Origin of the sequence: Roseomonas populi (assembly GCF_024594815.1) — a bacterium.
Classification (GTDB): domain Bacteria; phylum Pseudomonadota; class Alphaproteobacteria; order Acetobacterales; family Acetobacteraceae; genus Roseomonas; species Roseomonas populi.
Map to the genome: position 1 here is coordinate 61,007 of NZ_JANJOU010000022.1, position 21,255 is coordinate 82,261.

The 21,255-nt window shown below is 72.0% G+C and carries 21 protein-coding genes; 14 read left to right on the forward strand and 7 right to left on the reverse strand.

From position 1 onward, the window contains the following. Positions 1-6: 6 nt before the first annotated feature. Complete coding sequence (locus tag NRP21_RS21210) at positions 7-924, reverse strand: pyridoxamine 5'-phosphate oxidase family protein (RefSeq protein WP_257718230.1); 918 nt, start codon at positions 922-924, stop codon at positions 7-9. A gap of 61 nt (positions 925-985) precedes the next feature. Then, on the reverse strand, positions 986-1,600 hold the full coding sequence (locus NRP21_RS21215; protein WP_257718231.1) for a glutathione S-transferase family protein: 615 nt from the start codon (positions 1,598-1,600) through the stop codon (positions 986-988). A 134-nt stretch (positions 1,601-1,734) separates the two neighbouring features. On the opposite strand from NRP21_RS21215, the gene NRP21_RS21220 reads away from it, so the two are divergent. Then, positions 1,735-2,643 (forward strand): LysR family transcriptional regulator, encoded by a 909-nt coding sequence (locus NRP21_RS21220; protein WP_257718232.1) that lies wholly within the window; start codon positions 1,735-1,737, stop codon positions 2,641-2,643. Positions 2,644-2,692: 49 nt separating this feature from the next. Here NRP21_RS21220 and NRP21_RS21225 read toward each other — a convergent pair whose 3' ends face one another. Then, positions 2,693-4,030: an amidohydrolase family protein gene (locus NRP21_RS21225; protein WP_257718233.1), complete on the reverse strand. Its 1,338-nt coding sequence runs from the start codon at positions 4,028-4,030 to the stop codon at positions 2,693-2,695. A 231-nt stretch (positions 4,031-4,261) separates the two neighbouring features. Between NRP21_RS21225 and NRP21_RS21230 the strand changes: the two genes are divergently transcribed. After that, positions 4,262-4,780: a hypothetical protein gene (locus tag NRP21_RS21230; protein ID WP_257718234.1), complete on the forward strand. Its 519-nt coding sequence runs from the start codon at positions 4,262-4,264 to the stop codon at positions 4,778-4,780. A 7-nt stretch (positions 4,781-4,787) separates the two neighbouring features. Here the strand turns inward: NRP21_RS21230 and NRP21_RS21235 are convergent, their stop codons facing one another. Both NRP21_RS21235 and htpX read right to left on the reverse strand, forming a co-directional pair. Then, positions 4,788-5,507, reverse strand: a complete 720-nt coding sequence (locus NRP21_RS21235) for a haloacid dehalogenase type II (RefSeq protein ID WP_257718235.1) — start codon at positions 5,505-5,507, stop codon at positions 4,788-4,790. A 47-nt stretch (positions 5,508-5,554) separates the two neighbouring features. Next, the gene (gene htpX, locus NRP21_RS21240) at positions 5,555-6,541 is read right to left on the reverse strand and encodes a zinc metalloprotease HtpX (protein WP_257718236.1); all 987 of its coding nucleotides are present in this window, start codon (positions 6,539-6,541) and stop codon (positions 5,555-5,557) included. Positions 6,542-6,584: 43 nt separating this feature from the next. Between htpX and NRP21_RS21245 the strand changes: the two genes are divergently transcribed. After that, the gene (locus NRP21_RS21245) at positions 6,585-6,770 is read left to right on the forward strand and encodes a DUF1674 domain-containing protein (protein WP_257718237.1); all 186 of its coding nucleotides are present in this window, start codon (positions 6,585-6,587) and stop codon (positions 6,768-6,770) included. Between the two features lie 138 nt (positions 6,771-6,908). Next, a complete protein-coding gene (locus NRP21_RS21250; RefSeq protein ID WP_257718238.1) occupies positions 6,909-7,610 on the forward strand; it encodes an SGNH/GDSL hydrolase family protein in 702 nt (233 codons plus the stop codon). 40 nt (positions 7,611-7,650) lie between these two features. Here the strand turns inward: NRP21_RS21250 and NRP21_RS21255 are convergent, their stop codons facing one another. Further along, a complete protein-coding gene (locus tag NRP21_RS21255) occupies positions 7,651-8,622 on the reverse strand; it encodes an SMP-30/gluconolactonase/LRE family protein (RefSeq protein ID WP_257718239.1) in 972 nt (323 codons plus the stop codon). A 316-nt stretch (positions 8,623-8,938) separates the two neighbouring features. Between NRP21_RS21255 and NRP21_RS21260 the strand changes: the two genes are divergently transcribed. From NRP21_RS21260 to NRP21_RS21290, 7 genes are all read left to right on the forward strand, one after another. Continuing rightward, positions 8,939-10,384 (forward strand): mannose-1-phosphate guanylyltransferase/mannose-6-phosphate isomerase, encoded by a 1,446-nt coding sequence (locus NRP21_RS21260; protein ID WP_257718240.1) that lies wholly within the window; start codon positions 8,939-8,941, stop codon positions 10,382-10,384. 93 nt (positions 10,385-10,477) lie between these two features. Next, positions 10,478-11,119 carry a TetR/AcrR family transcriptional regulator gene (locus tag NRP21_RS21265; protein WP_257718241.1) on the forward strand — a complete coding sequence of 214 codons (642 nt, stop codon included), beginning with the start codon at positions 10,478-10,480 and terminating at the stop codon, positions 11,117-11,119. A gap of 81 nt (positions 11,120-11,200) precedes the next feature. Next, positions 11,201-12,355, forward strand: a complete 1,155-nt coding sequence (locus tag NRP21_RS21270) for a Gfo/Idh/MocA family protein (protein ID WP_257718242.1) — start codon at positions 11,201-11,203, stop codon at positions 12,353-12,355. 2 nt (positions 12,356-12,357) lie between these two features. Beyond that, entirely contained in the window at positions 12,358-13,518 is a 1,161-nt protein-coding gene (locus NRP21_RS21275; RefSeq protein ID WP_257718243.1) for a dihydrodipicolinate synthase family protein, read from the forward strand. Beyond that, a complete protein-coding gene (locus NRP21_RS21280; RefSeq protein WP_257718244.1) occupies positions 13,518-14,351 on the forward strand; it encodes a sugar phosphate isomerase/epimerase family protein in 834 nt (277 codons plus the stop codon). The genes NRP21_RS21275 and NRP21_RS21280 overlap by 1 nt, the downstream gene beginning before the upstream one ends. A gap of 32 nt (positions 14,352-14,383) precedes the next feature. After that, complete coding sequence (locus NRP21_RS21285) at positions 14,384-15,352, forward strand: Bug family tripartite tricarboxylate transporter substrate binding protein (RefSeq protein ID WP_257718245.1); 969 nt, start codon at positions 14,384-14,386, stop codon at positions 15,350-15,352. 250 nt (positions 15,353-15,602) lie between these two features. Then, positions 15,603-16,262 carry a hypothetical protein gene (locus NRP21_RS21290; RefSeq protein ID WP_257718246.1) on the forward strand — a complete coding sequence of 220 codons (660 nt, stop codon included), beginning with the start codon at positions 15,603-15,605 and terminating at the stop codon, positions 16,260-16,262. Positions 16,263-16,313: 51 nt separating this feature from the next. On the opposite strand, the gene NRP21_RS21295 is transcribed toward NRP21_RS21290, so the two are convergent. Beyond that, positions 16,314-18,428, reverse strand: coding sequence for a YjbH domain-containing protein (locus NRP21_RS21295; protein ID WP_257718247.1), 2,115 nt, complete (start codon positions 18,426-18,428; stop codon positions 16,314-16,316). 140 nt (positions 18,429-18,568) lie between these two features. On the opposite strand from NRP21_RS21295, the gene NRP21_RS21300 reads away from it, so the two are divergent. The 3 genes from NRP21_RS21300 (at position 18,569) to NRP21_RS21310 (ending at position 21,254) form a co-directional block, all read left to right on the forward strand. Beyond that, on the forward strand, positions 18,569-19,261 hold the full coding sequence (locus tag NRP21_RS21300) for a DUF1028 domain-containing protein (RefSeq protein ID WP_257718248.1): 693 nt from the start codon (positions 18,569-18,571) through the stop codon (positions 19,259-19,261). Further along, a complete protein-coding gene (locus NRP21_RS21305) occupies positions 19,258-20,313 on the forward strand; it encodes a P1 family peptidase (RefSeq protein ID WP_257718249.1) in 1,056 nt (351 codons plus the stop codon). The genes NRP21_RS21300 and NRP21_RS21305 overlap by 4 nt, the downstream gene beginning before the upstream one ends. Positions 20,314-20,375: 62 nt before the next feature. Continuing rightward, a complete protein-coding gene (locus NRP21_RS21310; RefSeq protein WP_257718250.1) occupies positions 20,376-21,254 on the forward strand; it encodes an alpha/beta fold hydrolase in 879 nt (292 codons plus the stop codon). Position 21,255: the final 1 nt, after the last annotated feature.

The following is a 21,255-nucleotide window of genomic DNA, read 5'->3' on the forward strand; positions in this document are numbered from 1 at the left end:
ACTGCTCTAGGTCCAGCTTCCCGTCCGGAGCGTCTGCGGCGACCAGCCATCGGGGAGAGGCGAGAGCGCCAGGGGCAGGCCGGCGGCGCGGAACACCACCTGCTGCGGCTTGAAGCGCCAGATCCGCTGCGCGCCTGGGAAGGCGGTGATCCCGGACGTGTCGGCCAGCACCTCCGCCTTGCCCGTCATCTGCAGCAGGCTCCCGGTTTTGTCCTCCACGAAAACGAGCCCGGCCCGGGCATTCACGAGCAGGTTGCCCAGCGTATTGAAGAAGCGGTTGCCGGCGAAATCGGGAATGGTGAGCGCGCCGTCGTCGCCGATCCGGACGAAGCCGGGCCGTCCGCCGCGGTGCGACACGTCGATCTGGCGTTGCCCATCGGCGAGATCGGCCGAGGTGGCGACGTAGAAGGTGTCGGCATGACCGATGATGCGCCTCGCCCTCTCATCCAGCCCGACCGTGACAAGGGGCGGGTCGGCGGATGCGGAGAGCGGGTCGCGGAGGAAGCGCGCTTCTCTCTGCTGGATGTATTGCGGGCAGTTGCCGAAGCTCTGCCCGACCACCACGGTGAAGCCACCGGACCAGTCGCGGCGGAGGGTGCCGTTCAGGCGATTCCGGCGCCGGGTGGCCAGGTCGATGCCGAGAAGGCCGACGGCGTCGCCGTCCTCCATCCCCGCATCCGCCGGATCGGCCGCGTCGCGCGGCAGTTCGATGCGCAGGTGCCGGGGATCGGGCGCGCTCATGAAGCCCACCCGCCCGGCGCGGAGCGTGGCCCAGGGCTGGCCAGCGGGATCGACCACGCCGATGACCACGAAGGGCAGCCCGGCGAAGAAGAGCCTGTGCTGCTCGGGCATGTGGTCGCGGATGATATGCCGGCCGATTGCCTCCAGATGCTCGCGCGCCCCTGCTGCCTGCTGGAGGGCCATTTCTCCGGGGTGCCAGGGCGAGGGCCTGTCGCCCGGTTCCGCGCCCCTGGAGATGATCGGGTCAGGCCGCATGGAGGCCTGCCGCGGTCCGGGGAAAGGCCAGGAAGCCGGGCAGTGCCTCGATGCTGGCCAGCCAGGCACGGATCCGCGGGTAGGGGGCGAGGTCCACGTTCCCCTCCGGGGCGGCGGCGACGTAGCTGTACAGGGCAATGTCCGCGATGGTCGGCCGATCGGCGGCGATCCAGGCGCGCGCGCCGAGCTCCGCCTCCATGAGCGACAGGATGGCGTGCGCGCGGGGGATCACCTCCTCCGGGCGGTAGGGCGCGCCGAAGACGGTGATGAGGCGGGCGGCGGCAGGGCCGGAGGCAATCTGGCCGGCCGCGACCGACAGCCAGCGCTGCACCCCCGCCGCGCCGGCCGGATCCGTGGGCAGCCAGTCCTCCCGGCCGAGCTTCCTGGCGAGGTAGACGAGAATGGCGTTGGAATCCGGGATGACAGCACCCTCGTCCTCAAGGACCGGAACCTGGCCGAAAGGGTTCAGGGAGAGGAAGGAGGGCGACCTCTGCTCGCCCCCCGCCAGATCGACCTCGACGAGCTCGTGAGGCACGCCGAGGAGGGAGAGGAATAGCTGGGCCCGGTGGGCGTGGCCCGACAGGGCGAAGGAGTGGAGCTTCATGGCAGATCTCCATGGCGATGACTTCCGGCATGGAAATCCTTTCGGCCAGCAAGCAGAACCGGCATTCTCGGAACATCACTGCTGCGTGGAATGGAATAATCGCCGGGCCGGGGCCGGCCCCTGGGGGTGTCGTCGTGGATCGTTGGCAGGCCATGCGGATCTTCGTGCGGACCGCCGATTGCGGGAGCTTCACGGGGGCGGCGCGCCAGCTCGGCATGAGCCCGCCCGCCGTGACGCGGGCTGTGGCGGCGCTGGAGGAGGCGATCGGAACCCGGCTCCTGACGCGGACGACCCGCTCGGTGAGGCTGACCGAGCCAGGGCAGCGCTACCTGGAGGACTGCCGGCGCATCCTGTCGGACATCGAGGAGGCGGAGGCGGCGGCCGCGGGATCCTACGCCACGCCCTCCGGAACCTTGACGGTCACGGCCTCGGTCCAGTTCGGGCGCATCTACGTCCTGCCAGTCATGACGGAATACATGTCCCGCCATTCCGGCGTGACGCTGCGCGCGCTCTTCGTGGACCGGGTGATCAACATGCTTGAGGAGGGCGCGGATGTCGGCATCCGCATCGGGCACCTCCCGGATTCCGGCCTCATCGCCGCGCGCGTCGGCAGCGTGCGCCGCGTGGTCTGCGCGGCGCCGGACTACCTGGCCCGGAACGGCACGCCCGCCTCGCCGCGCGATCTGCGCGACCACGTCGTGATCGGCTCCGCCGGCCTCGAGCAGTCGTCCGAATGGCGCTTCGGCCCCGATCGGAAGATGGCCGTCAGCGTCAGGCCCCGGCTTGTGTGCAACACCATCGACGCGGCACTGGCCGCGGCGATCAGCGGACATGGAATCGCGCGGCTGCTCTCATATCAGGTCGCGCCGGCCCTGGCGGAGGGCAGGCTCGCAATCGTCCTGGAGGAGCATGAGGAACAGCCCGTTCCGATCCATGTCGTCCACTCAGGGGGAGGGCGCCCCTCGGCCAAGGTCCGCACCTTCACCGAACTGGCTATCCAGCGGCTACGGGGCAACCGGCTCCTCCAGCCGAGCGTGCCGTGAACGGGTTCGATCGCGGCACCCGTTCCGTTGGACCACTGGCCCCGGAGGGTCAGGCAATCGGCCCCGCCACTTCTCGCCCGGCCTGATAGACGCGCGCGATGCGGCGCGTGTTGCGGATATTCGCCACCGGGTCCGCCTCCAGCACCACGAGGTCCGCGCGCAGCCCGTCCCGCACGCTGCCGCGGTCGGTGAGGCCGAGGAGCGTGGCCGAGCGGGCGGTGGCGATGTCCAGGGCCTGGGCAGGGGTGAGGCCGGCCTCGACCATCAGCTCCAGTTCCCGGTGCTCGGCGAAGCCCTGGACGCGCAGCGGGGTGCCGCCGGAGTCGGTGCCGAAGGCCACGGGAATGCCGGCGTCGTGCACGCGCTTCAGGTTCAGCTTGTTGAACCGCACGTCGGAGCGGCGCGGGGCGGCGCGGCCGAGCTGCGCCGCGCGCCAGGCCGGGTCCCTCATGCGCGCGATCATCGCGGGGTCCAGCGCGGCGCGGAGGAAGGGGTCCTCGGTGATCGCGGGGTCGTCGGCGTAGATGTACTCGGCCTCGTCGATCTGGATCGTCGGGATGTACCAGGTGCCGCGCTGCCGCATGAGGGAGAGGAGGCCGTCGTCCATCTCCTTGTCGCGGATGCCGTGGGCGAGGATGTCCACGCCGGCCTCCACGGCGAGGCGGGCCTGGGAGAGGTCGTGGATATGGGCCGCGACCTTCAGCCCGCGCGCATGGGCGGCCTCCACGGCGGCGCGGGCCATCTCGGGCGTCATCTGCGGCACGGTATCGCCGAGGCCGTCGATCCAGACCTTCACGAGGTCGATTCCCTTGTCGGCGAGGTCGTTCACGCCCTGGCGCATGGCGGCGGGATCGGCGGGGCGGATCACCTGGTCGTCCGCCAGGTTCATGGGGCCGGCGGGCGGCGCACCCTCCGGCATGCCGAGGCCCGGGCCGGCACCAAGGAGGAGGGCCCCAGGGAGGCGGCCGGCGCGGCTCTCGGCGCGCAGCTCGTGAAAGAGGGGGGCGTTGAGGCCGAGCGATGCGGCGGCGCCGATGCCGAAGGCCTGGTAGCGGCGGAGCTGCGCCTCCACGTTCTCGCGCGTGTAGTACTGGCGGCCGGAGGTGGCGCCGGAGGTGTGGCCGATGTGGGAGTGGGCCGCGACCATGGCGGGGATGACGTAGCGGCCGGAAAGGTCCACGCGCTGTGCCCCATCCGGCGCCGCGCCGTTGCCGAGGATGCGAATGGTGCCTTCGGCCATCAGCAGGCGGGCGGGGGCCGTCATGGCGCGGCCGTCGAAGTAGCGGACATTGTCCAGCAGGATAGGGGATGCTGCCTGGGCGCGGGCGGAGCCCAGGCGAGCGAGGGGAAGCCCGGCGAGGGCAAGGGCGAAGCTGCGACGGCGCATGGACGTTTCCCCGGATTGATTATTACCCGAAATGATGCGCGCCCTCCGCCCGGCCGTCTATCGGCGTTCCGCGCCCGGCCGGGGCCGCGGGGACAGCTCCGCGCCCGCGCCGCTCGCGCCCACGTGATCGTGCTGGAGCAGGGAGAGGCGCGCGCCTGTCGCGTTCTGGCCGAACAACAGCCCCGTGGACCGCACCGAACGCGGCCGCGCTCGGCGTCCGGGAGAACCACGATGCGCGCCAGGTCACTTCTTCTCGCCACCCTGCCCGCCCTGTGTCTGGCCCTGCCGCCGGGCGCCGAAGCGCAGCCGAACCAGGGGCCGCCGGTGCCGAACCAGGCGCCCGCCGCGGAGGCCCCGCCCAACCAGCCCACCGCCGCCAACCCGACCCCGATGACTCCCACCCCGCGGGCGCCGGACATGCAGACCTATGTCGGCATGCTGCAGAAGGCGGCCGACGACCTGCGGCGGGAGATCCCGCGAGCGGAGTCCAGCGCGCGGACGACCCAGGCGGGCGCCACCTCCCCGGCACTGCAGCAGCTCATGCACGCCATGCAGGAGGCCCGGAGCGCCGCGGAGCGCGCGCCTACGGGCTTCACCGACAACTCCGTCTTCAAGGACGGCGTACGGGAGATGCGGGAGCGCTACACGGATATCACCTCCCGCCAGGAAGAGCAGCCGCGCGCGCTGGAGGCTGCGCGCGCCACGTTGGGCGCGCTGGAGCGTATACGGCAGGCGGCCGCCTCGTCCTGAGGCGGGCCTAGAGCCCGAGCCCTTCCGCCAGGGCGCCGAAATCCGGCGCCACGGCGTCCCATTCCTCCGCCGGGGCCAGGTCGGTCGCCTGCCCCGGCCCGTGCTCCAGCGGGCGGGGCACGAAGGCCGTGCGCAGCCCGCAGCGCCGCGCCGCCGCCAGGTCGCCGTTATGGGCGGCGACGAGGCAGACCTCCTCCGGCCGCATCGCCAGCACCTCCGCGGTGCGGAGATAGGCTTCCGGCGCGGGCTTGTAGGCCCGCGCCACCTCCGCGCCGAGGATGCAGTCCCAGGGAATGCCGGCGCGCTTGGCCATGTCGGTCATCAGGATGATGTTGCCGTTGGAGAGCGGCGCGATGATGTGGCGCGCCTTCAGCCGCGCCAGGCCCGCCACCGCGTCCGGCCAGGGATCGAGCCGGTGCCAGGCGAGGTTCAGCTCGTCCAGCTCCGCCGGCGGCACGCGGGCGGGGTCGATGCCGAAATCCGGCAGCACGGCCTCCAGGTTCTCCCGGTGCAGCACGTCCAGCCGGGTGAAGGGGCGGCGGCCGCTGCGCACCGCCTCCATGGCGGGCTGGTAGCGGCGGCGCCAGGCATCGGCGAAGCCTGCCGGGTCGGTGCCCGGCGCATGGCGGGCCAGGAAGGGCGCCGCCTCCCGCGCCACGCCGCTGCGCCAGTCCACCACCGTGCCGAACACGTCGAACACCAGGGCGCGCACACCGTCCAGGGCCATCGGCCTCTCCTCCCGCCTTGCGGGGGCAGCCTGACACGGCCGCGCGCCTAGCCCCAGGGGCTGCGCGGCCTGCGGGATGCGCGGCCGCTCCAGGGGCCGGGCGCCGGGCCGGGCGCGAAGCCTCCTGCGGGGCCGCCAGGGGAGCCGCCAGGGGAGCCGCCCATGAACCCGCCGGGCGTGCCGCCCATCGGCATCCCCCCAGCCATCTCCAGCAGGGCCCGCACCCGGTTCTCCGTGCTGGGATGGGTGGAGAAGAGGCTGTCCATCCCCCGGCCGGAGAGCGGGTTGACGATGAACAGGTGCGCGGTGCCGGGATTCGCCTCCGCCGCGCCATTGGGAATGGCGTGCCGCCCCGCCTCCAGCCGCTGCAGCGCGCGGGCGAGGCCGATCGGGCCCCCAGCGATCATGGCGCCCACCCGGTCCGCCTCGTACTCGCGGGAGCGGCTGACGGCCATCTGCACCACCATCGCGGCCAGCGGCGCGACCACGATCGCCAGCAGCACGCCGATCCCGCCAAGCGGGTTGTTCCGGTCGCGGTGGCCGAACAGCCCGCCGAACTGCGCCAGCACCCCGATGGCGCCGGCCAGGCTGGCGGCCACCGTCATGATCAGCGTGTCGCGGTTGCGGATATGCGCCAGCTCGTGCGCCACCACCCCGGCCACCTCCTCCTCCGGCATCATCGCCAGCAGGCCGGTGGAGACGGCGACCGCCGAGTGCTCCGGGGAGCGGCCGGTGGCGAAGGCGTTGGGCTGGTCCTCATGGATCACGTAGAGGGCGGGCACCGGCACCCCGGCCCGGGCCGCCAGCGCCGCGACCATGGCGTGCAGCCGCGGCTCCTCGGCGGGGCCGATGGGCTGGGCATTGTGCATCCGCAGCACCATGCGGTCCGAGTTCCACCAGGCGAAGAGGTTGGTGCCCACCCCGAACAGGAAGGCGATCACCATCCCCTGCCGCCCGCCCAGCAGGAAGCCCACCCCCGCGAAAAGGGCGACCATGCCCGCCATCAGGATGGCGGTGCGCGCATAACCGGACACGGGACCTGTTCCTCCTTCGCCTCCGCGCCCCTATCTGGGGCACATGGCCGAGATCGACGACACCACCAAGACCCCGCCCGCCCCCCCGGTTGCGCCACCGGTTGTGCCACCGGCCGCATCGCCGGAGCCGGAAGCGCCGCCCATGCCCGCCGAGATCGGCGGCCCGAAGGGCCCGGAGCCGACGCGCTACGGCGACTGGGAGCGCAAGGGGCGCGTGAGCGACTTCTGAGGGCCGGGGCCTTCCGCCTGCGGCCTCGGCGCCGCCCCGCCGGGATCCAATGCCGGATGGTAGGGGCTGGATGGGAAGGGGCCGACTTGCCGCCAGGCCGGGCTGCCCCGCCGCGACGACAGATGGAGGCCCGTTCCCATGATGCTTCGCGTCCTTCCCGTGCTGGCCCTGCAGGCCTTCCTGGCCCTGCCCGCCCTGGCCGCGCCCTGCGGGCCGCTGCCGCCAGGCGCCCCCGCGGTGAGCCCCGCCCCGCGCGGGGACGAGCGCGGGCAGCGCATGACGGAGCGGACCATGATGCGCGCGCCCGCGCAGCCATCCGACACGCTGCTGGTCGGGGATTCCATCTTCGCCCGCTGGGGCGCGGCATCCGGTGATCTCGGCCGGCCGGTCACGAATTTCGGCGTGGGCGGCGACCGGACGGAGAACGTGCTGGACCGGATCGACCGGGCGCCCTTCGGGCCGGACGCCTTCCGCCGGGTAGTGCTGCTGATCGGCACGAACAACCTGGCCCGGGACGACGGCTGCTCCGTGCTCGGCGGCATCACCGCCATCATCGCCCGCCTGCACCAGCGCCTGCCCCGGGCGGAGATCGTCGTCGTCTCCATCCTTCCGCGCGGGCCCGGGCTGCGCGTGCGGCGGCGGGAGATCGAGCTGGTGAACCGGGCGCTGGCGGAGGATCAGGCCGCGCTGGGCATCCGCTTCGTGGACGCCTTCACCCCCTTCGCCCGGGCCTGCGACGGGCAGGAGCAGTGCCCGCTGCTGCCGGACCGCCTGCACCCCGGGCCGGAAGGTTACGCGGTGCTGGGCCAGAGCATCGCGGCGGCGCTCGGCGGGCGGTGACGGCCGGTTCCCGTTCCGGCCGCCTGGCCCTTCCCAGGGGTCAGAGACCCCGGGTGTTCACCACCACGGCGTAGAGGGAGCGGGCGCCCGTGATGAACAGGCGGTTGCGGTGCCGGCCGCCGAAGCAGAGGTTGGCCGCGCGCTCCGGCAGGTCGATATGGCCGATGGGGGCGCCTGCGGAGTTGAAGACCCGCACCCCGTCCTGTTCCGGCGTGCCCATGCCCCAGCCGCACCAGAGGCTGCCGTCCTCGTCCACCCGGAAGCCGTCCGGCGTGCCGCCGGGCTCGGCGGTGATGAAGTCCCGGCGGTTGGAGAGGCGGTTGTCCGCGCCCACGTCGAAGGCAAGAATCTTGCGGGGGCTGGTGCGGCTCTCCACCACGTAGAGGATTGATTCGCCGGGGGAGAAGGCGAGGCCGTTCGGGCCCTCGATGCCCTCAGCCGCCACCTCCAGCGTGCCGCGGGCGGGGTCGGCGCAATAGAGATTCTGGGGCAGCTCCTGCTCGGCGCGCTCGCCCTCGTTGTCGGAGAGGATGCCGAAGGGCGGGTCGGTGAACCAGATCGTGCCGTCGGACTTCACCACCACGTCGTTGGGGGAGTTCAGGCGCTTGCCCTGGTAGCGATCCGCGATCACGGTGATGCGGCCGTCATGCTCCGTGCGGGTCACGCGGCGGGTGGCGTGCTCGCAGGTGACCAGCCGGCCCTCCCGGTCCCGCGCATTGCCGTTGGCGAAGTTGGAGGGAGCGCGGAAGACGGTGGTCGCGCCCGTCGCCTCGTCCCAGCGGAGGATGCGGTCCTCCGGCACGTCGGACCAGAGGAGGCAGCGGTGGTCCCCGAACCAGACCGGCCCTTCCCCCCAGCGCGTTCCCCCGGCCAGCTTCTGCACGGGGGCGTTCATCACGCGGTAGCGGGCGAAGGAGGGGTCCAGGTCCCGCAGCCGGGGGTCGGGGTAGCGGGCCGTGGGGGTCCAGGGGGCCTCGTTGGACCAGGGCGCAGGCGCGGGGGGCGATTCCATGTGGGGAGGCTGCAAGGCGCCGCAACCCGCCGCAAGTCCCCCCGTTGGGAAGCAACATACCCTAACAGGAGGCGACACGATGCGCGGCATTCTCCTCTGGCTGATCGGCATCCCCATCCCGGTCATTATCCTGCTCTGGCTCTTCGGCGTGCTGCACTAGGCCAGGGCCCGGCCGCCCCGCGCGGGGCAGGCGCATCAACGGGACCGCAACGAAAGGGCCGCCCCGGCCGCCGGGGCGGCTTTTCTTTTGGGCTGGGCTCCTTTACTCCCGGCCCCCTTGCCCGTGGATGCCCAACCTACCTTGCCGAGAGAAGCCATGCCTCAGGATCGTGTCGTGCCCGTGGTCCTGTCGGGCGGGGTCGGCACCCGCCTCTGGCCGCTGTCGCGGGAGGGGTTCCCCAAGCAGTTCTGGCCGCTGATCTCCGAGGCGAGCATGCTTCAGGAGACGGTGGCGCGCGGGACCGGGCCGGCCTTCGGGCCGCCGATGGTGATCTGCGCGGAGGCGCATCGCTTCATGGTGGCCGAGCAGCTGCGCGATGCCGGCGTGGCCGTGGGGGCCGAGGGAGCCGGTGGCGGCGCCCGGATCGTGCTGGAGCCGGTGGCGCGCAACTCCGCCCCCGCCATCGCCGCGGCCGCCGTGCTGGCGGCGGAGGAGAACCCACATTCCCTGCTCTGGGTCATGCCCTCCGACCATGTGGTGAAGGACCTGCCGGCGCTGCACGCGGCGCTGGACCTGGCCTGCCAGGCGGCCCGGTCCGGGCGGATCGTCACCTTCGGGATGCGCCCGCAGAGCCCTGAGACGGGCTTCGGCTACATCGAGGCCGGGGCGCCTCTGGCGGAGGCGCCGGGCGTCTCGGCCATCGCCTCCTTCGTGGAGAAGCCGGACCTAGCCCGCGCCCAGTCCTTCCTGGAGGGCGGCAAGCACCTGTGGAATGCCGGCATGTTCGTCGCCGCCGCCTCCACCCTGCTGGCGGAGCTTGAGCGGCTGCAGCCGGAGCTGGTGGCCTCCGTCCGCGCCGCGGTCGAGGGGGCCACGCGGGACCTGGACTTCGTCCGGCTGGGTGCCGCCTTCGCGGAGAGCCCGAACATCTCCATCGACTACGCCGTGATGGAGAAGACGGCCCATGCGGCGGTGGTGCCGGCCGATATCGGCTGGTCCGACGTCGGCTCCTGGGACGCGCTGTGGCAGGCGAGCCCGAAGGATGCCGGGGGCAATGCCACCCACGGGCCGGTGGAGCTGCTGGATGCCAGGGACTGCTACGTGCGGTCCGAGGGGATCCTGACCACCGTGGTCGGCCTGTCGGACGTGGTGGTGGTGGCGACCGAGGACGCGGTGCTGGCCCTGCCGCGCGACCGCGCGCAGGACGTGAAGAAGCTGGTGGACCAGCTGAAGGCCAAGAAGCGGCCGGAGGCCGGCGCGCACCGCCGCATGTACCGCCCCTGGGGCCACTACGAGGGGCTGATCCAGGGCGAGCGCTTCCAGGTGAAGAAGATCCTGGTGCGCCCGGGCCAGAAGCTGTCGCTCCAGAAGCACTTCCATCGCGCGGAGCACTGGGTGGTGGTGAACGGCACCGCCATCGTCGAGCGCGACGCCGAGCGCATCCTGCTGCGGGAGAACGAGTCCGTGTACCTGCCGCTGGGCTGCGTGCACCGGATGGAGAACCCCGGGATGATCCCGCTGACGCTGATTGAGGTGCAGTCCGGCTCCTATCTCGGGGAGGACGACATCGTGCGCTTCGAGGATACCTACGGGCGGGTCTGACCGGGCACGCTCGGGGCGACTGGCCGAGGGGCCGGGTGGGGAAAGCCCCGCCCGGCCTTTTTTGTTTCCGCCGCCGCGGACAGGATGGGGCGCATGGACGCGCCCGCCCGAACCATCCCGCAGAGTCCCCGTGCCGAGGCCACGCGCCAGCGCATCCTGGATGCCGCGCTGACGGAATTCGCCGCCCACGGGCTGGCGGGCGCGCGGGTGGACGAGATCGCGGCGCGGGCCGGCGCCAACAAGCGGATGCTCTACGCCTATTTCGGCAACAAGGAGGATCTGTGGGTTGCGGTGCTGGAGGCCGCCTATGCCCATAAGCGGGAGGAGGAGCGGGCGCTGCAGGTGGACGGGCTGCCGCCGGCGGAGGCCATGGCGCGGCTGGTGCGCTTCAACCTGCGCTACACGGCGCGCCACCCGGAATTCGTGGCGCTGCTGAACCAGGAGAACCTGCACCGTGCGGCCTATCTGGCGCGGAGCGAGCGGGTGCCCGCGCTCTACTCGCCCCTGCTGGAATCGCTGAGCGAGGTGCTGCGGCGCGGGGCGGAGGAGGGGGTGTTCCGGCCGGGGGCGGACCCGATGCAGGCCTACATCACGCTGGTTTCCCTGGGACATTTCTACGTGTCCAACCTGCACACCCTTTCCGCGATTTTCGGGGCGGGGCTGGGGGCGGAGGCGGCGATCGCGGCGCGGGAAGCGCACGCGGTGGAGGTGGTGCTGGGCTGGCTGCGGCCCTGACGCCTTTCACTTGACGTCGGCGGCCCCGAGAGGCTTAGGTAACTACGCGGTTACCTGAGAACTCCCGGGGAGGAAGCGCGTATGGCGCAGCGGCGTATCGGCCTGATCATGCACGGCGTGACGGGGCGGATGGGGATGAACCAGCACCTGATCCGCTCCATCGCGGCCATCCGCCGGGAAGGGGGCGTGGCGCTGCCGAACGGGGACCGGATCATGCCGGACCCGATCATCGTGGGCCGGAACCGGGAGAAGCTGGAGGCGCTGGCGAAGGCGCACGGGGTGGAGCGCGTCAGCACCGACCTGGACGCCTGCCTGGCCGATCCGAATGACACGGTGTTCTTCGACGCGGCGACGACGCAGATGCGGGCGGAGCTGCTGAAGAAGGCGATCGCGGCCGGCAAGCACGTTTATTCCGAGAAGCCGACGGCGGAGAACCTGGAGGACGCGCTGGACCTCGTGCGCGTGGCGAAGGCCGCCGGCATCAAGCACGGCGTGGTGCAGGACAAGCTGTTCCTGCCGGGCCTGCGCAAGATGAAGATGGTGATCGACAGCGGGTTCCTGGGCCGCATCCTCTCGGTTCGCGGGGAGTTCGGCTACTGGGTCTTTGAGGGCGACCTGCAGCCGACGCAGCGGCCGAGCTGGAACTACAAGAAGGCCGAGGGCGGGGGCATCATCCTCGATATGCTTTGCCACTGGCGCTACGTGCTGGACAACACCTTCGGGGAGACGAAGTCGGTCTCCTGCCTCGGCGCCACGCATATCCCCGTGCGCTACGACGAGAACGACAAGCCCTACGACGCGGACACGGACGACGCGGCCTACGCCACCTTCGAGCTGGAGGGCGGCATCGTCGCGCAGATCAACTCCTCCTGGACCACGCGGGTGCGGCGCGACGACCTCGTGACCTTCCACGTGGATGGCACGCACGGCTCCGCGGTGTGCGGGCTGACGGATTGCTGGACGCAGGCGCGGGTGAACACGCCCAAGCCCGTGTGGAACCCGGACGTGCCGCAGACCATCAACTTCTACGAGGGCTGGCAGAAGGTGCCGGACACCCAGCCCTACCCGAACGGCTTCCGCGTGCAGTGGGAGGAGTTCCTGAAATACGTGGCGGGCGAGCGGGCGGACTATCCCTGGGACCTGCTGGCGGGCGCGAAGGGCGTGCAGCTGGCCGAGGCCGGGCTGAAGTCCTGGGCCGAGCGCCGCTGGATCGACCTGCCGAAGCTGGAGGCCTGACCATGCCGACGCTGAACCTGCCCACGCCGGGCGGCGCGATCGAGGCCTACACCACCGGTACGCCCGGCAACTTCGCGGTGGCGAAGCCGCCCTATCCGCGCGTGGCCTATGCCGCCGCGCACGTGGTGGCGGATCCGCTGGCGGAGCAGGATCCGTGGCTGGACGTGAAGGTGGATTGGGACAGGACCATCGCCTTCCGCCGCCACCTCTGGTCCCTGGGGCTGGGCGTCGCGGAGGCGATGGACACGGCGCAGCGCGGCATGGGGCTGGACTGGAACGGGGCGCAGGAGCTGATCCGGCGATCCCTGGACGCGGCGAAGGACTTTCCGGACGCCTTCATCGCCAGCGGCGCGGGCACGGACCATCTGGCGCCATCCCCGGACGTGACGGTGGATGACGTGATCCGCGCTTATGAGGAGCAGTGCGCGGCGGTGGAAGGGATGGGCGGGCGCATCATCCTGATGGCATCCCGCGCGCTGGCCAAGGCGGCGAAGTCGCCGGACGACTACGTGCGTGTCTATGACCGCGTGCTCTCCTCCGTTCGGCAGCCCGTGATCATCCACTGGCTGGGCGAGATGTTCGACCCGGCGCTGGAGGGCTACTGGGGCCACCACGACCACATGGCGGCGATGGAAGTGGCGCTGGACGTCATCGCCAGCCATGCGGACAAGGTGGACGGGGTAAAGATCTCGCTCCTGGACGACCAGAAGGAGGTCTCCATGCGGCGGCGCCTGCCGAAGGGCGTTCGCATGTACACGGGCGACGACTTCAACTACGCGGAGCTGATCGCGGGCGATGCCGAGGGGCATTCGGACGCGCTGCTCGGCATCTTCGATCCCATCGCGCCGGCGGTGGGCGGGGCGCTGGCCGCGCTCTCGCGCAACGACCTCTCCACCTTCCACGAGATCCTGGCGCCGACCGTCCCGCTCTCCCGCCACATCTTCAAGTCGCCCACGCGCTACTACAAGACGGGCGTGGTCTTCATGGCCTGGCTGAACGGGCACCAGGACCACTTCGTGATGGTGGGCGGGCAGCAGTCCACGCGCTCCATCCAGCACTTCGCCGAGTTGTTCCGGCTGGCCGACAAGGCGGGGCTGCTGCGCGACCCGGAGATGGCGGCATCGCGCATGCGGTCGCTCCTCGCGCTGCACGGTGTGGCGTGATGGGCGCTCCTATCGCGTCGAAGCCGGGGCCGCTCTCGCTCAACACCGTGACGGTGAAGGAGAAGTGGGGGTTGGCGGAGTGCATCGAGGGATGCGCGCGCCACGGCATTCCCGGCATCTCGCCCTGGCGCGACGTGCTGCAGGCCATGGGGGTGGAAAAGGCGGCGCGCGCGATCCGTGACGCCGGCCTCTCCGTCTCCGGCCTCTGCCGCGGGGGCATGTTTCCGGCGGCCGATGCCGCGGGGCGCGCCGCCGCCATCGAGGACAACCGCCGCGCCATCGCGGAGGCACACGCCCTTGGCGCGGCCTGCCTGGTGATGGTCTGCGGCGGGCTGCCGCCGGGCTCCAAGGACCTGGACGGCGCGCGCGCGATGGTGCGGGACGGGCTGCACGCCATCATGGAGGAGGCGCGCGCGGCGGGCGTGACGATCGCGCTGGAGCCGTTGCACCCCATGACCTGCGCGGACCGCTCCGTGCTCTCCACGCTCGGGCAGGCGCTGGATCTCTGCGACGAGCTGGGCGCGGGCAGCGGCGTGGCGCTGGACGTGTACCACGTGTGGTGGGATCCGGCGCTGCGGGCGGGGGTGGAGCGGGCAGGGAAGCGCATCGCCGCGTTCCATGTCTGCGACTGGCTGGTGCCGACGGTGGACACCGTGTTCGACCGCGGCCTGCCCGGCGAGGGCGTGATCGACATCCCCGGCATCCGCGCGATGGTCGAGGCGCAGGGCTATCGCGGCCATACGGAGGTGGAGATCCTCTCCCGCCGCTGGTGGGCGGCCGATCCGGACGAAGTGCTGGAAGACATCAAGCGGAGGCACGCCTCCGCCTGCTAACGCCCACGAAAAGAATGAGGGGAAACACAAGAATGAACATCACCCGACGTCATCTTCTCGGTGCCTCCGCGTCCCTTCTCGCCGCGCCCGCGCTCGCGCAGGCGGAGTGGACGCCCAGCCGCCCCATCCGCTTCGTCATTCCCTTCGCCGCCGGCGGCGCGACGGACGTGGTGGCGCGCGTGCTGGCCGACCGCATGGGCGAGCGGCTGCATCAGGCCGTGGTGGTCGAGAACCGCGCCGGCTCTGGCGGCAATATCGGGATGGAGAACGCGGCGCGCTCCGCCCCCGATGGCAGCACCATCGTCATGGGCACCACGGGCACGCTGACGATCAACCAGCACCTCTACGCCAATACCGGCTTCGATGCGGTGAAGGACTTCGCCCCCATCGGCATGGCCTTCGCCACCGACCACGTGCTGATCGTGAACGAGAAGGTGCCCGCCCGCACGGCGCAGGAGTTCATCGCCTATCTGCGGGAGAATCCGGGCAAGGTGAGCTTCGGCTCCGCCGGCGCCGGCTCCTCCACCCACATGGTGGCGGAGCTGTTCCGCCTGGCCGCGAAGGTGGACGTGATGCACGTGCCCTATCGCGGCAGCGCGCCGGCGCTGAACGACACGGTGGCGGGGAACGTGCAGTTCATGCTGGACCAGCTTCCCTCCGCCATCGGCATGATCCAGGGCAACAAGGTGCGGGCCCTTGCCACCACCGGCCCCAACCGTTCCCTGCCTGATGTGCCGACGATGAAGGAGATCGGCCTGCCCGCCGCCGAGGCCACCTCCTGGGGCGCGGTGCTGGCGCCCGCCGGCACGCCGGCCCCCGCCGTCAACCGCCTCAGCGCCGTCCTGCGCGAGGCGCTGGCCGACCCCGCGATCCAGCAGCGGCTGAAGGCGGCGGGTGCCGACGCCGTGTCCTCCACGCCCGACGAGCTGAAGGCGAAGATGGCGCAGGAGGTGGAAACCTGGGGCCGCGTGGTTCGGGAAGCGAAGATCACCGTGAACTGAGGGCAGGGGTGCAGGGCGGCGGCGACGCCGGCTTGCAGTGGGCGAGGCGGCCGGCGCGGCCACCTCGCCCGCAATTTCGCTGCACCTCGATTGGATAAAGACCGCAACGAAATTCATGGCGTGCTCGGTCGGACCCCTCTAGCCTCCTACAAACCTGCCCTGCCATTCCCGGGCAACACGGCCGGAAGCGCGGGCAGGACGCAGCAACGGCCTGGTCTCAATCCAGGCCCCTGAACGGGAGGAACAACCCATGCGCCGGACCGCCGCGCTCGCGCTCGCCACTGCCGTGCTTCTCTTCGCCATGCCCGACGCTAGGGCCCAGCCTGCGGAGATGACCTTCTTCGTCACCTCCGCGAATCCGGGGCAGGGCGCGAATCTCGGCGGGCTTGCCGGCGCGGATGCGCATTGCCGGTCCCTCGCGCTGGCGGCCGGCGCCAGGGACCGCAGCTGGCGGGCCTATCTCAGCGTCTCCGCCACCGGCGGCGCCCAGGCCGTGAATGCGCGGGACCGCATCGGGCGCGGGCCCTGGCGCAACGCGAAGGGCGAGGTGATCGCTCAGGACGTCGCCTCGCTGCACGGCGACAGCAACCGGCTGACGAAGCAGACGGCGCTGACGGAGAAGGGCGAGGTCGTCAACGGCCGCGGCGACGATCCGAACAACCACGACATCCTCACGGGCTCGCAGCCCGACGGCACGGCCTTCGCGGGCGATCAGGACCGCACCTGCGGCAACTGGACGCTCGGCGGGGCGGAAGGTTCGGCGATGGTCGGGCACCACGACCGGATGGGGTTGCAGGACAATGCGCCCGCAAGGTCCTGGAACTCGTCGCACGCATCCCGCGGCTGCAATCTGCCCCAGCTCCGCACCACGGGTGGCGCCGGGCTGCTCTACTGCTTCGCGGCGGACTGACGGGCGGGGTTATCGAAACCGTCCCGGCGTGTCGTCGGGACGGCTTCGGCCCTAGCGCGCGAAGTCCGGCACGCCGCGCCGCACGGCATCAACGCGCCCGGCGCGCGTCACCTCCCAGAGCGGGTTGTCCACGGCTAGGCGCTGGCCGCCGTCGCGCTGCACGGGGCGGATCACGGCGGTGCCGGTGCCGCGCGACTCCGCGCCGAAAATCGAGAGGGGGACGCGGACGTAGATGCCCTTGTCGAAGGAACCCTCGCCAAATTTGGAGAAGGGCACGTTCGTGAAGGTGGCGAAGCCGCCGACCTCGATGCCGCTGTCGAAGCGCCGGCCCATCTCGATCGTGGCGCCCCAGTCGCCGGCCAGGTAGCGGCCGGCGCGGAGGATGCCGTAGAGGTTCCAGACCGGCAGCTCCGCGTAGAGGGAGAGGTGGCCAGTGGCCACGTTGTAGTCGCGGAAGCCGAAGAGGCCCTTCGTGTCGCGCTGCTGCACGAAGTTCAGGTCCAGGCCCATGGCGAAGCCGCGGTCGGCGGGGCGCCAAAGGACCTCCGTGGAGACGCCGCCGAACATGGGCTCCAGCAGGCCGGCTGTGGCGCGGGCAAAGACGTCCGGGGCCAGGTTCCAGACGCGCTCGGCGTAGAGGCCGGGGATCGAGGTCTTCCCGTCGCGCGCGTAGAGGGCGTAGTCGCTGCGGACATGGGGGATCCGACTGTCCGAGGGCAGTCCGCGATCGAGGTTGCCGAAGACGGCTTGCTGTAGGGCGCCCGCGGCGCTGATGCCGTGGCCGAACTCCACCCGCGCCCCGGCGGCGACGGCGCCCTGGTAGCGCAGGGTGCGGGAGGGATCGCCGAGCTGGAGGTTCAGGCGGGGCTCCAGCACCAAGTCCCAGCTCGGGCCGGGCTTGGTGAAGGCGCCGGGCCAGTCCTCCGTGAAGTCCGGGCCGGTGGCGGGCAGGAGGGTAGTGGCGGACCAGGCCTCCTCGACGCTGCCATAGGGTGTGGCGGCGGCTTCCAACGCGTGGCGGGGGATGAGGATGGCCCCCGTCTCGGCGCCCGCCTGCCACCAGGAGAGCCGGATGGACTCCACGCCCGGGGGCAGGATGCCGTTCACGGCCCGCAGCACGCGGGAGGCGACGCCGGGGAAGGTTCGTTGGTTGCCCTCGGAGACGGCGATGCGCGCCTCGATCCCGCGCTCCTCATAGGCGAGGGGGCGGAAGCCGGCCTCGCGCAGGGCGCCGAAGGCAGCGCGGGCGCGGTCGTCCTCGGTGCCGGCAAGGGGCTGGCGGGCGGGCAGCGGCGGCACGGGGCGCAGGCGGGGGGCCTGGGGTGGGTTCGCCGGGTCCATGCGGAGCGATAGGCGGACCAGCGCGTCCGTGCCGTGGACGAAGGCGAGGCTCGCATCGACGTACTCGCCCTGCCACTGCAGGCCGATGTTCACCGGGCTGCGGGCGCGTCCCTCGGGCTCGCCCCGGCGCACGGGAAAGCCGCCACGCTCGTCGCGCAAGGCGTCGCCGGACCACTCGGCCTTGGCGCGCAGCCCGTCCAGCGTGCCCCAGGGCGTCTCCAGGGCGGGGATGCTGTACTCCACCCCGCCGAAGAGGGAGACGTCCTCCCCCCGGAAGAAGTCCAGGCGCGGCGTGCCGCCGCGGCCCACGTCCCGCGGCCGGGTGCGGAAGCGGTCGGAGAGGTCGGCCAGGGGGTTGGCGATCGTGCCCGTGGTGCCCAGCCTCCCCCAGCCCAGGCCGAAGGAGACGTCCAGCGGCCCCCAGCGGCGGGAGGCGACGAGGTACTCCCCGCCGTAGATGCCGGTGCCGATCACGTCCTGCAGGCCGATCGCCACGGCGGGGTTCCAGGGGCCTTCCTCCAGCAGGCGCAGCTTCACGTCGAAGGCACGGTCCGTGGTGCTGCCGCGGCCGGTGGTGGCGTTCAGGCGCTCCGTCAGGCGGAAGGTGGTTTCCAGGAAGGGCAGGGCCTGGAAATTCACGAACCAGAAGCGGCGCTGGTGGCGGTACGTGCCGCCGGCCTCCAGCGTGCCGTCCTCTCGGAAGCGGGCGTTCCGCATCTCGATCAGCCCGGCGCCGCCGAAATCGCTGCCCGTGGCCGGGACTTCCTCGCCGCCCGCGGGAAGGGCGAGGAGGCCGAGCAACAGGGCGAGCCGCGCGCCGCGCATCAGTACGGTGTTGAAAAGAATGATCGCATTTTCGTGATGTGTTTGGGCATGGGGTTTCCGCGAAGGCAAGCCGGAACCTTCCGGGGCCGCGCGGAAACGCCGGGATGGACACCTGCGGGACACGCTCCCAGGATCGGGGCATGACCTTCTCGCTTCTCGGCCGCTGCGCGCGCACGGGCTGGATCGGCGCGGCGGGCGCCACCTCGGACCTCGCCGTGGGGGCGCGCATTCAGCACGTCGCGCCCGGGATTGGGGCGGTGTTGACGCAGCACCGGACCGATCCGCGCCTCGGGCCGCGCGGGCTCGCCCTGCTGCGGGGCGGCTGCGCGGCGGCGGAGACGGTGGCGGCGCTGGTGGCCTCCACGCCCCATGCGGAGTGGCGGCAGGTCGCGGCGCTGGACGCGGCCGGGGGCACGGCGCACCACCACGGCGCGCGGGTGAAGCCGGCGCGCGCCGCGGCGCATGGGCGGGACTGCGTGGCGATCGGCAACATCCTGGCAAGCGAGGCGGTACCGGAGGCGATGGTGCGGGCCTTCGAGGCCGATCCGGGGGCGCCGCTGGGCGACCGCCTGCTGGCCGCGCTGGCCGCGGGCGAGGCGGCGGGGGGCGAGCACGGGCCGGTGCTCTCCGCGGTGCTGGAGGTCTGGGGGGACCAGGACTTCGCCCTGGCGGACCTGCGCGTGGACCGCGCTTCCGGGCCGATCGCGGAGCTGGCCGGGCTGTGGCGGGACTGGGCGCCGAAGATCGACGAGTTCGTGCTGCGGGTGCTGGACCCGGACCGGGCACGGGGCGGGGCCGCCGGCTCCCTCTCTCTGCCGGGGGCGGCCGCTTGAAGCGCCGCGAGATCGCCGCCGGGATCGGCGCCGCCACCCTTCTTGCCGGAACCGCCATGGCCCAGGACGCCAGCCCGCCCCCGATGATCGGCGCCATCACGGAGGTGCCGGGCATCCGCGTCGGCCACTTCACGGAGACGCGGCGGCCGACGGGCTGCACCGTGATCCTGGCGGAGGAAGGGGCGGTGGCCGGGGCGGACGTGCGCGGCGCCGCCCCGGGCACGCGGGAGACGGACCTGCTGGACCCCTCCAACCTCGTGGAGAAGGTGCACGCCGTGCTGCTCTCAGGCGGCTCCGCCTTCGGGCTGGACGCGGCCACGGGGGTGATGCGCTGGCTGGAGGAGAAGGGCATCGGCTTCGCCGCCGGCCCGGCCCGGGTGCCGATCGTGCCGGCGGCCGTGCTGTTCGACCTGGCGGTGGGGGATCACCGGATCCGCCCCGATGCGGCGGCGGGCTTCGCGGCCTGCGAGGCGGCTTCCGCCGACGCGCCGGCAGAGGGCAGCGTGGGGGCCGGCACCGGGGCGACGGTGGGCAAGCTCTACGGCATGGCCCGCGCCATGAAGGGCGGGATCGGCACCGCCTCCGTGAGGGTCGGGGCGATCACCGTCGGCGCGATCGTGGCGGTGAACGCGGTGGGAGACGTGATCGACCCGCGGACCGGGAAGGTGCTGGCCGGCGCGCGGGACGCGGAGGGGCGGCGCCCCTTCGGCACGACGGAAGCGGTGCTGCGGGGTGAGCTGCCGCCGCCGATGCAGGCGGGCATGGCCACCACCATCGGCGTGGTGGCCACCGACGCCGTGCTGACGAAGGCGCAATGCCGCCGCCTCGCTGGTGCGGGGCATGACGGTCTGGCCCGCAGCATCGACCCCATCCACACCATGTCCGATGGCGACACGATCTTCGCCCTGGCAACGGGGAAGAGCGGGCTGCCCGGCAACATGATGGCCCTGGGCGCCATCGTGCCGCATGTGATGGCGGCGGCGGTGCAGCGCGCCGTGCGGGCGGCGAAGGCGGTGGGGGGGAGCCCGCCGGGGATGTCCGAGCTGGACTAGGGGCCCGCCGGAAACCGGGCTGTGGCCGGGGCGCTTTCGGCTGCATGAACGCTGATGGCCTGATGCAACCCGGCTGGCGGGAGGCGACCCGCAGGGTCAACGGCGTCGATCTCCACATCGTGGAAGCGGGCGATCCGGGCCGCCCGGTGCTGATCCTGCTGCACGGCTTCCCGGAATTCTGGTGGGCGTGGCGCAAGCAGATCACCCCTCTGACGGAGGCCGGCTACCACGTCGTCGTGCCGGACATGCGGGGCTACAACACCAGCGGGAAGCCCGAGGGAGTTTCGGCCTACCACATCGACACGCTGGCGGCGGATGTGGTGGCCCTCGGGGATGCCTATGGGGCGGAGCGCTTCGACCTAGTCGGGCATGACTGGGGAGCGGTGATCTCCTGGTGGGTAGCCGCGCAGCACCCGGACCGCCTGCGGCGCGTCGTCGTCATGGACGGGCCGCACCCCGATGTCTGGGCCCGGCAGGCGCTGAAGCACCCGACCCAGGCGCTGCGGAGCACCTACGTGGCATTCTTCCAGCTGCCCTGGGTGCCGGAGGCAACCCTAGGGGGCTTCGACTTCGCGGGGCTGAAGGCGCTGATGCGGGGGAGCGCCCGCGCGGAAACCTTCGAGCCGGGGGCGCTGGAGCGCTACGCCGAGACCTGGAGCCGGCCGGGTGCCCTGACGGCCATGCTCAACTACTACCGCGCGCTTCGCGAGCGCCGGGGCGGTGGCGACCCCGCGCAGATCGCGCCGCCGGTCCTGATCCTTTGGGCGAGCGATGACAGCGCCCTGGAGCGGCACGTGGCAGAGGCGGGGCTGGCCCTGTGCGACGACGGGGAGTTGACGATCATCGACGGCACCAGCCACTGGCTGCACCTGGAGCAGCCGGATCGGATTAACGCCGAGATCATCGGCTTCCTGGCGAAGGGCGCCAACCGGCCGGATTGAT

Excerpts from the sequence above, each read along its gene's own strand:
- NRP21_RS21250 (WP_257718238.1), top strand. The coding sequence starts at position 6,909 with ATGATGCTTCGCGTCCTTCCCGTGCTGGCCCTGCAGGCCTTCCTGGCC.
- NRP21_RS21235 (WP_257718235.1), bottom strand. The coding sequence starts at position 5,507 with ATGGCCCTGGACGGTGTGCGCGCCCTGGTGTTCGACGTGTTCGGCACG.
- NRP21_RS21295 (WP_257718247.1), bottom strand. The coding sequence starts at position 18,428 with ATGCGCGGCGCGCGGCTCGCCCTGTTGCTCGGCCTCCTCGCCCTTCCC.
- NRP21_RS21210 (WP_257718230.1), bottom strand. The coding sequence starts at position 924 with ATGGCCCTCCAGCAGGCAGCAGGGGCGCGCGAGCATCTGGAGGCAATC.
- NRP21_RS21280 (WP_257718244.1), top strand. The coding sequence starts at position 13,518 with ATGGGCGCTCCTATCGCGTCGAAGCCGGGGCCGCTCTCGCTCAACACC.
- NRP21_RS21230 (WP_257718234.1), top strand. The coding sequence starts at position 4,262 with ATGCGCGCCAGGTCACTTCTTCTCGCCACCCTGCCCGCCCTGTGTCTG.
- NRP21_RS21270 (WP_257718242.1), top strand. The coding sequence starts at position 11,201 with ATGGCGCAGCGGCGTATCGGCCTGATCATGCACGGCGTGACGGGGCGG.
- NRP21_RS21300 (WP_257718248.1), top strand. The coding sequence starts at position 18,569 with ATGACCTTCTCGCTTCTCGGCCGCTGCGCGCGCACGGGCTGGATCGGC.
- NRP21_RS21310 (WP_257718250.1), top strand. The coding sequence starts at position 20,376 with ATGCAACCCGGCTGGCGGGAGGCGACCCGCAGGGTCAACGGCGTCGAT.
- NRP21_RS21260 (WP_257718240.1), top strand. The coding sequence starts at position 8,939 with ATGCCTCAGGATCGTGTCGTGCCCGTGGTCCTGTCGGGCGGGGTCGGC.
- NRP21_RS21255 (WP_257718239.1), bottom strand. The coding sequence starts at position 8,622 with ATGGAATCGCCCCCCGCGCCTGCGCCCTGGTCCAACGAGGCCCCCTGG.
- NRP21_RS21225 (WP_257718233.1), bottom strand. The coding sequence starts at position 4,030 with ATGCGCCGTCGCAGCTTCGCCCTTGCCCTCGCCGGGCTTCCCCTCGCT.
- NRP21_RS21265 (WP_257718241.1), top strand. The coding sequence starts at position 10,478 with ATGGACGCGCCCGCCCGAACCATCCCGCAGAGTCCCCGTGCCGAGGCC.
- NRP21_RS21215 (WP_257718231.1), bottom strand. The coding sequence starts at position 1,600 with ATGAAGCTCCACTCCTTCGCCCTGTCGGGCCACGCCCACCGGGCCCAG.
- NRP21_RS21245 (WP_257718237.1), top strand. The coding sequence starts at position 6,585 with ATGGCCGAGATCGACGACACCACCAAGACCCCGCCCGCCCCCCCGGTT.
- NRP21_RS21285 (WP_257718245.1), top strand. The coding sequence starts at position 14,384 with ATGAACATCACCCGACGTCATCTTCTCGGTGCCTCCGCGTCCCTTCTC.
- NRP21_RS21275 (WP_257718243.1), top strand. The coding sequence starts at position 12,358 with ATGCCGACGCTGAACCTGCCCACGCCGGGCGGCGCGATCGAGGCCTAC.
- NRP21_RS21290 (WP_257718246.1), top strand. The coding sequence starts at position 15,603 with ATGCGCCGGACCGCCGCGCTCGCGCTCGCCACTGCCGTGCTTCTCTTC.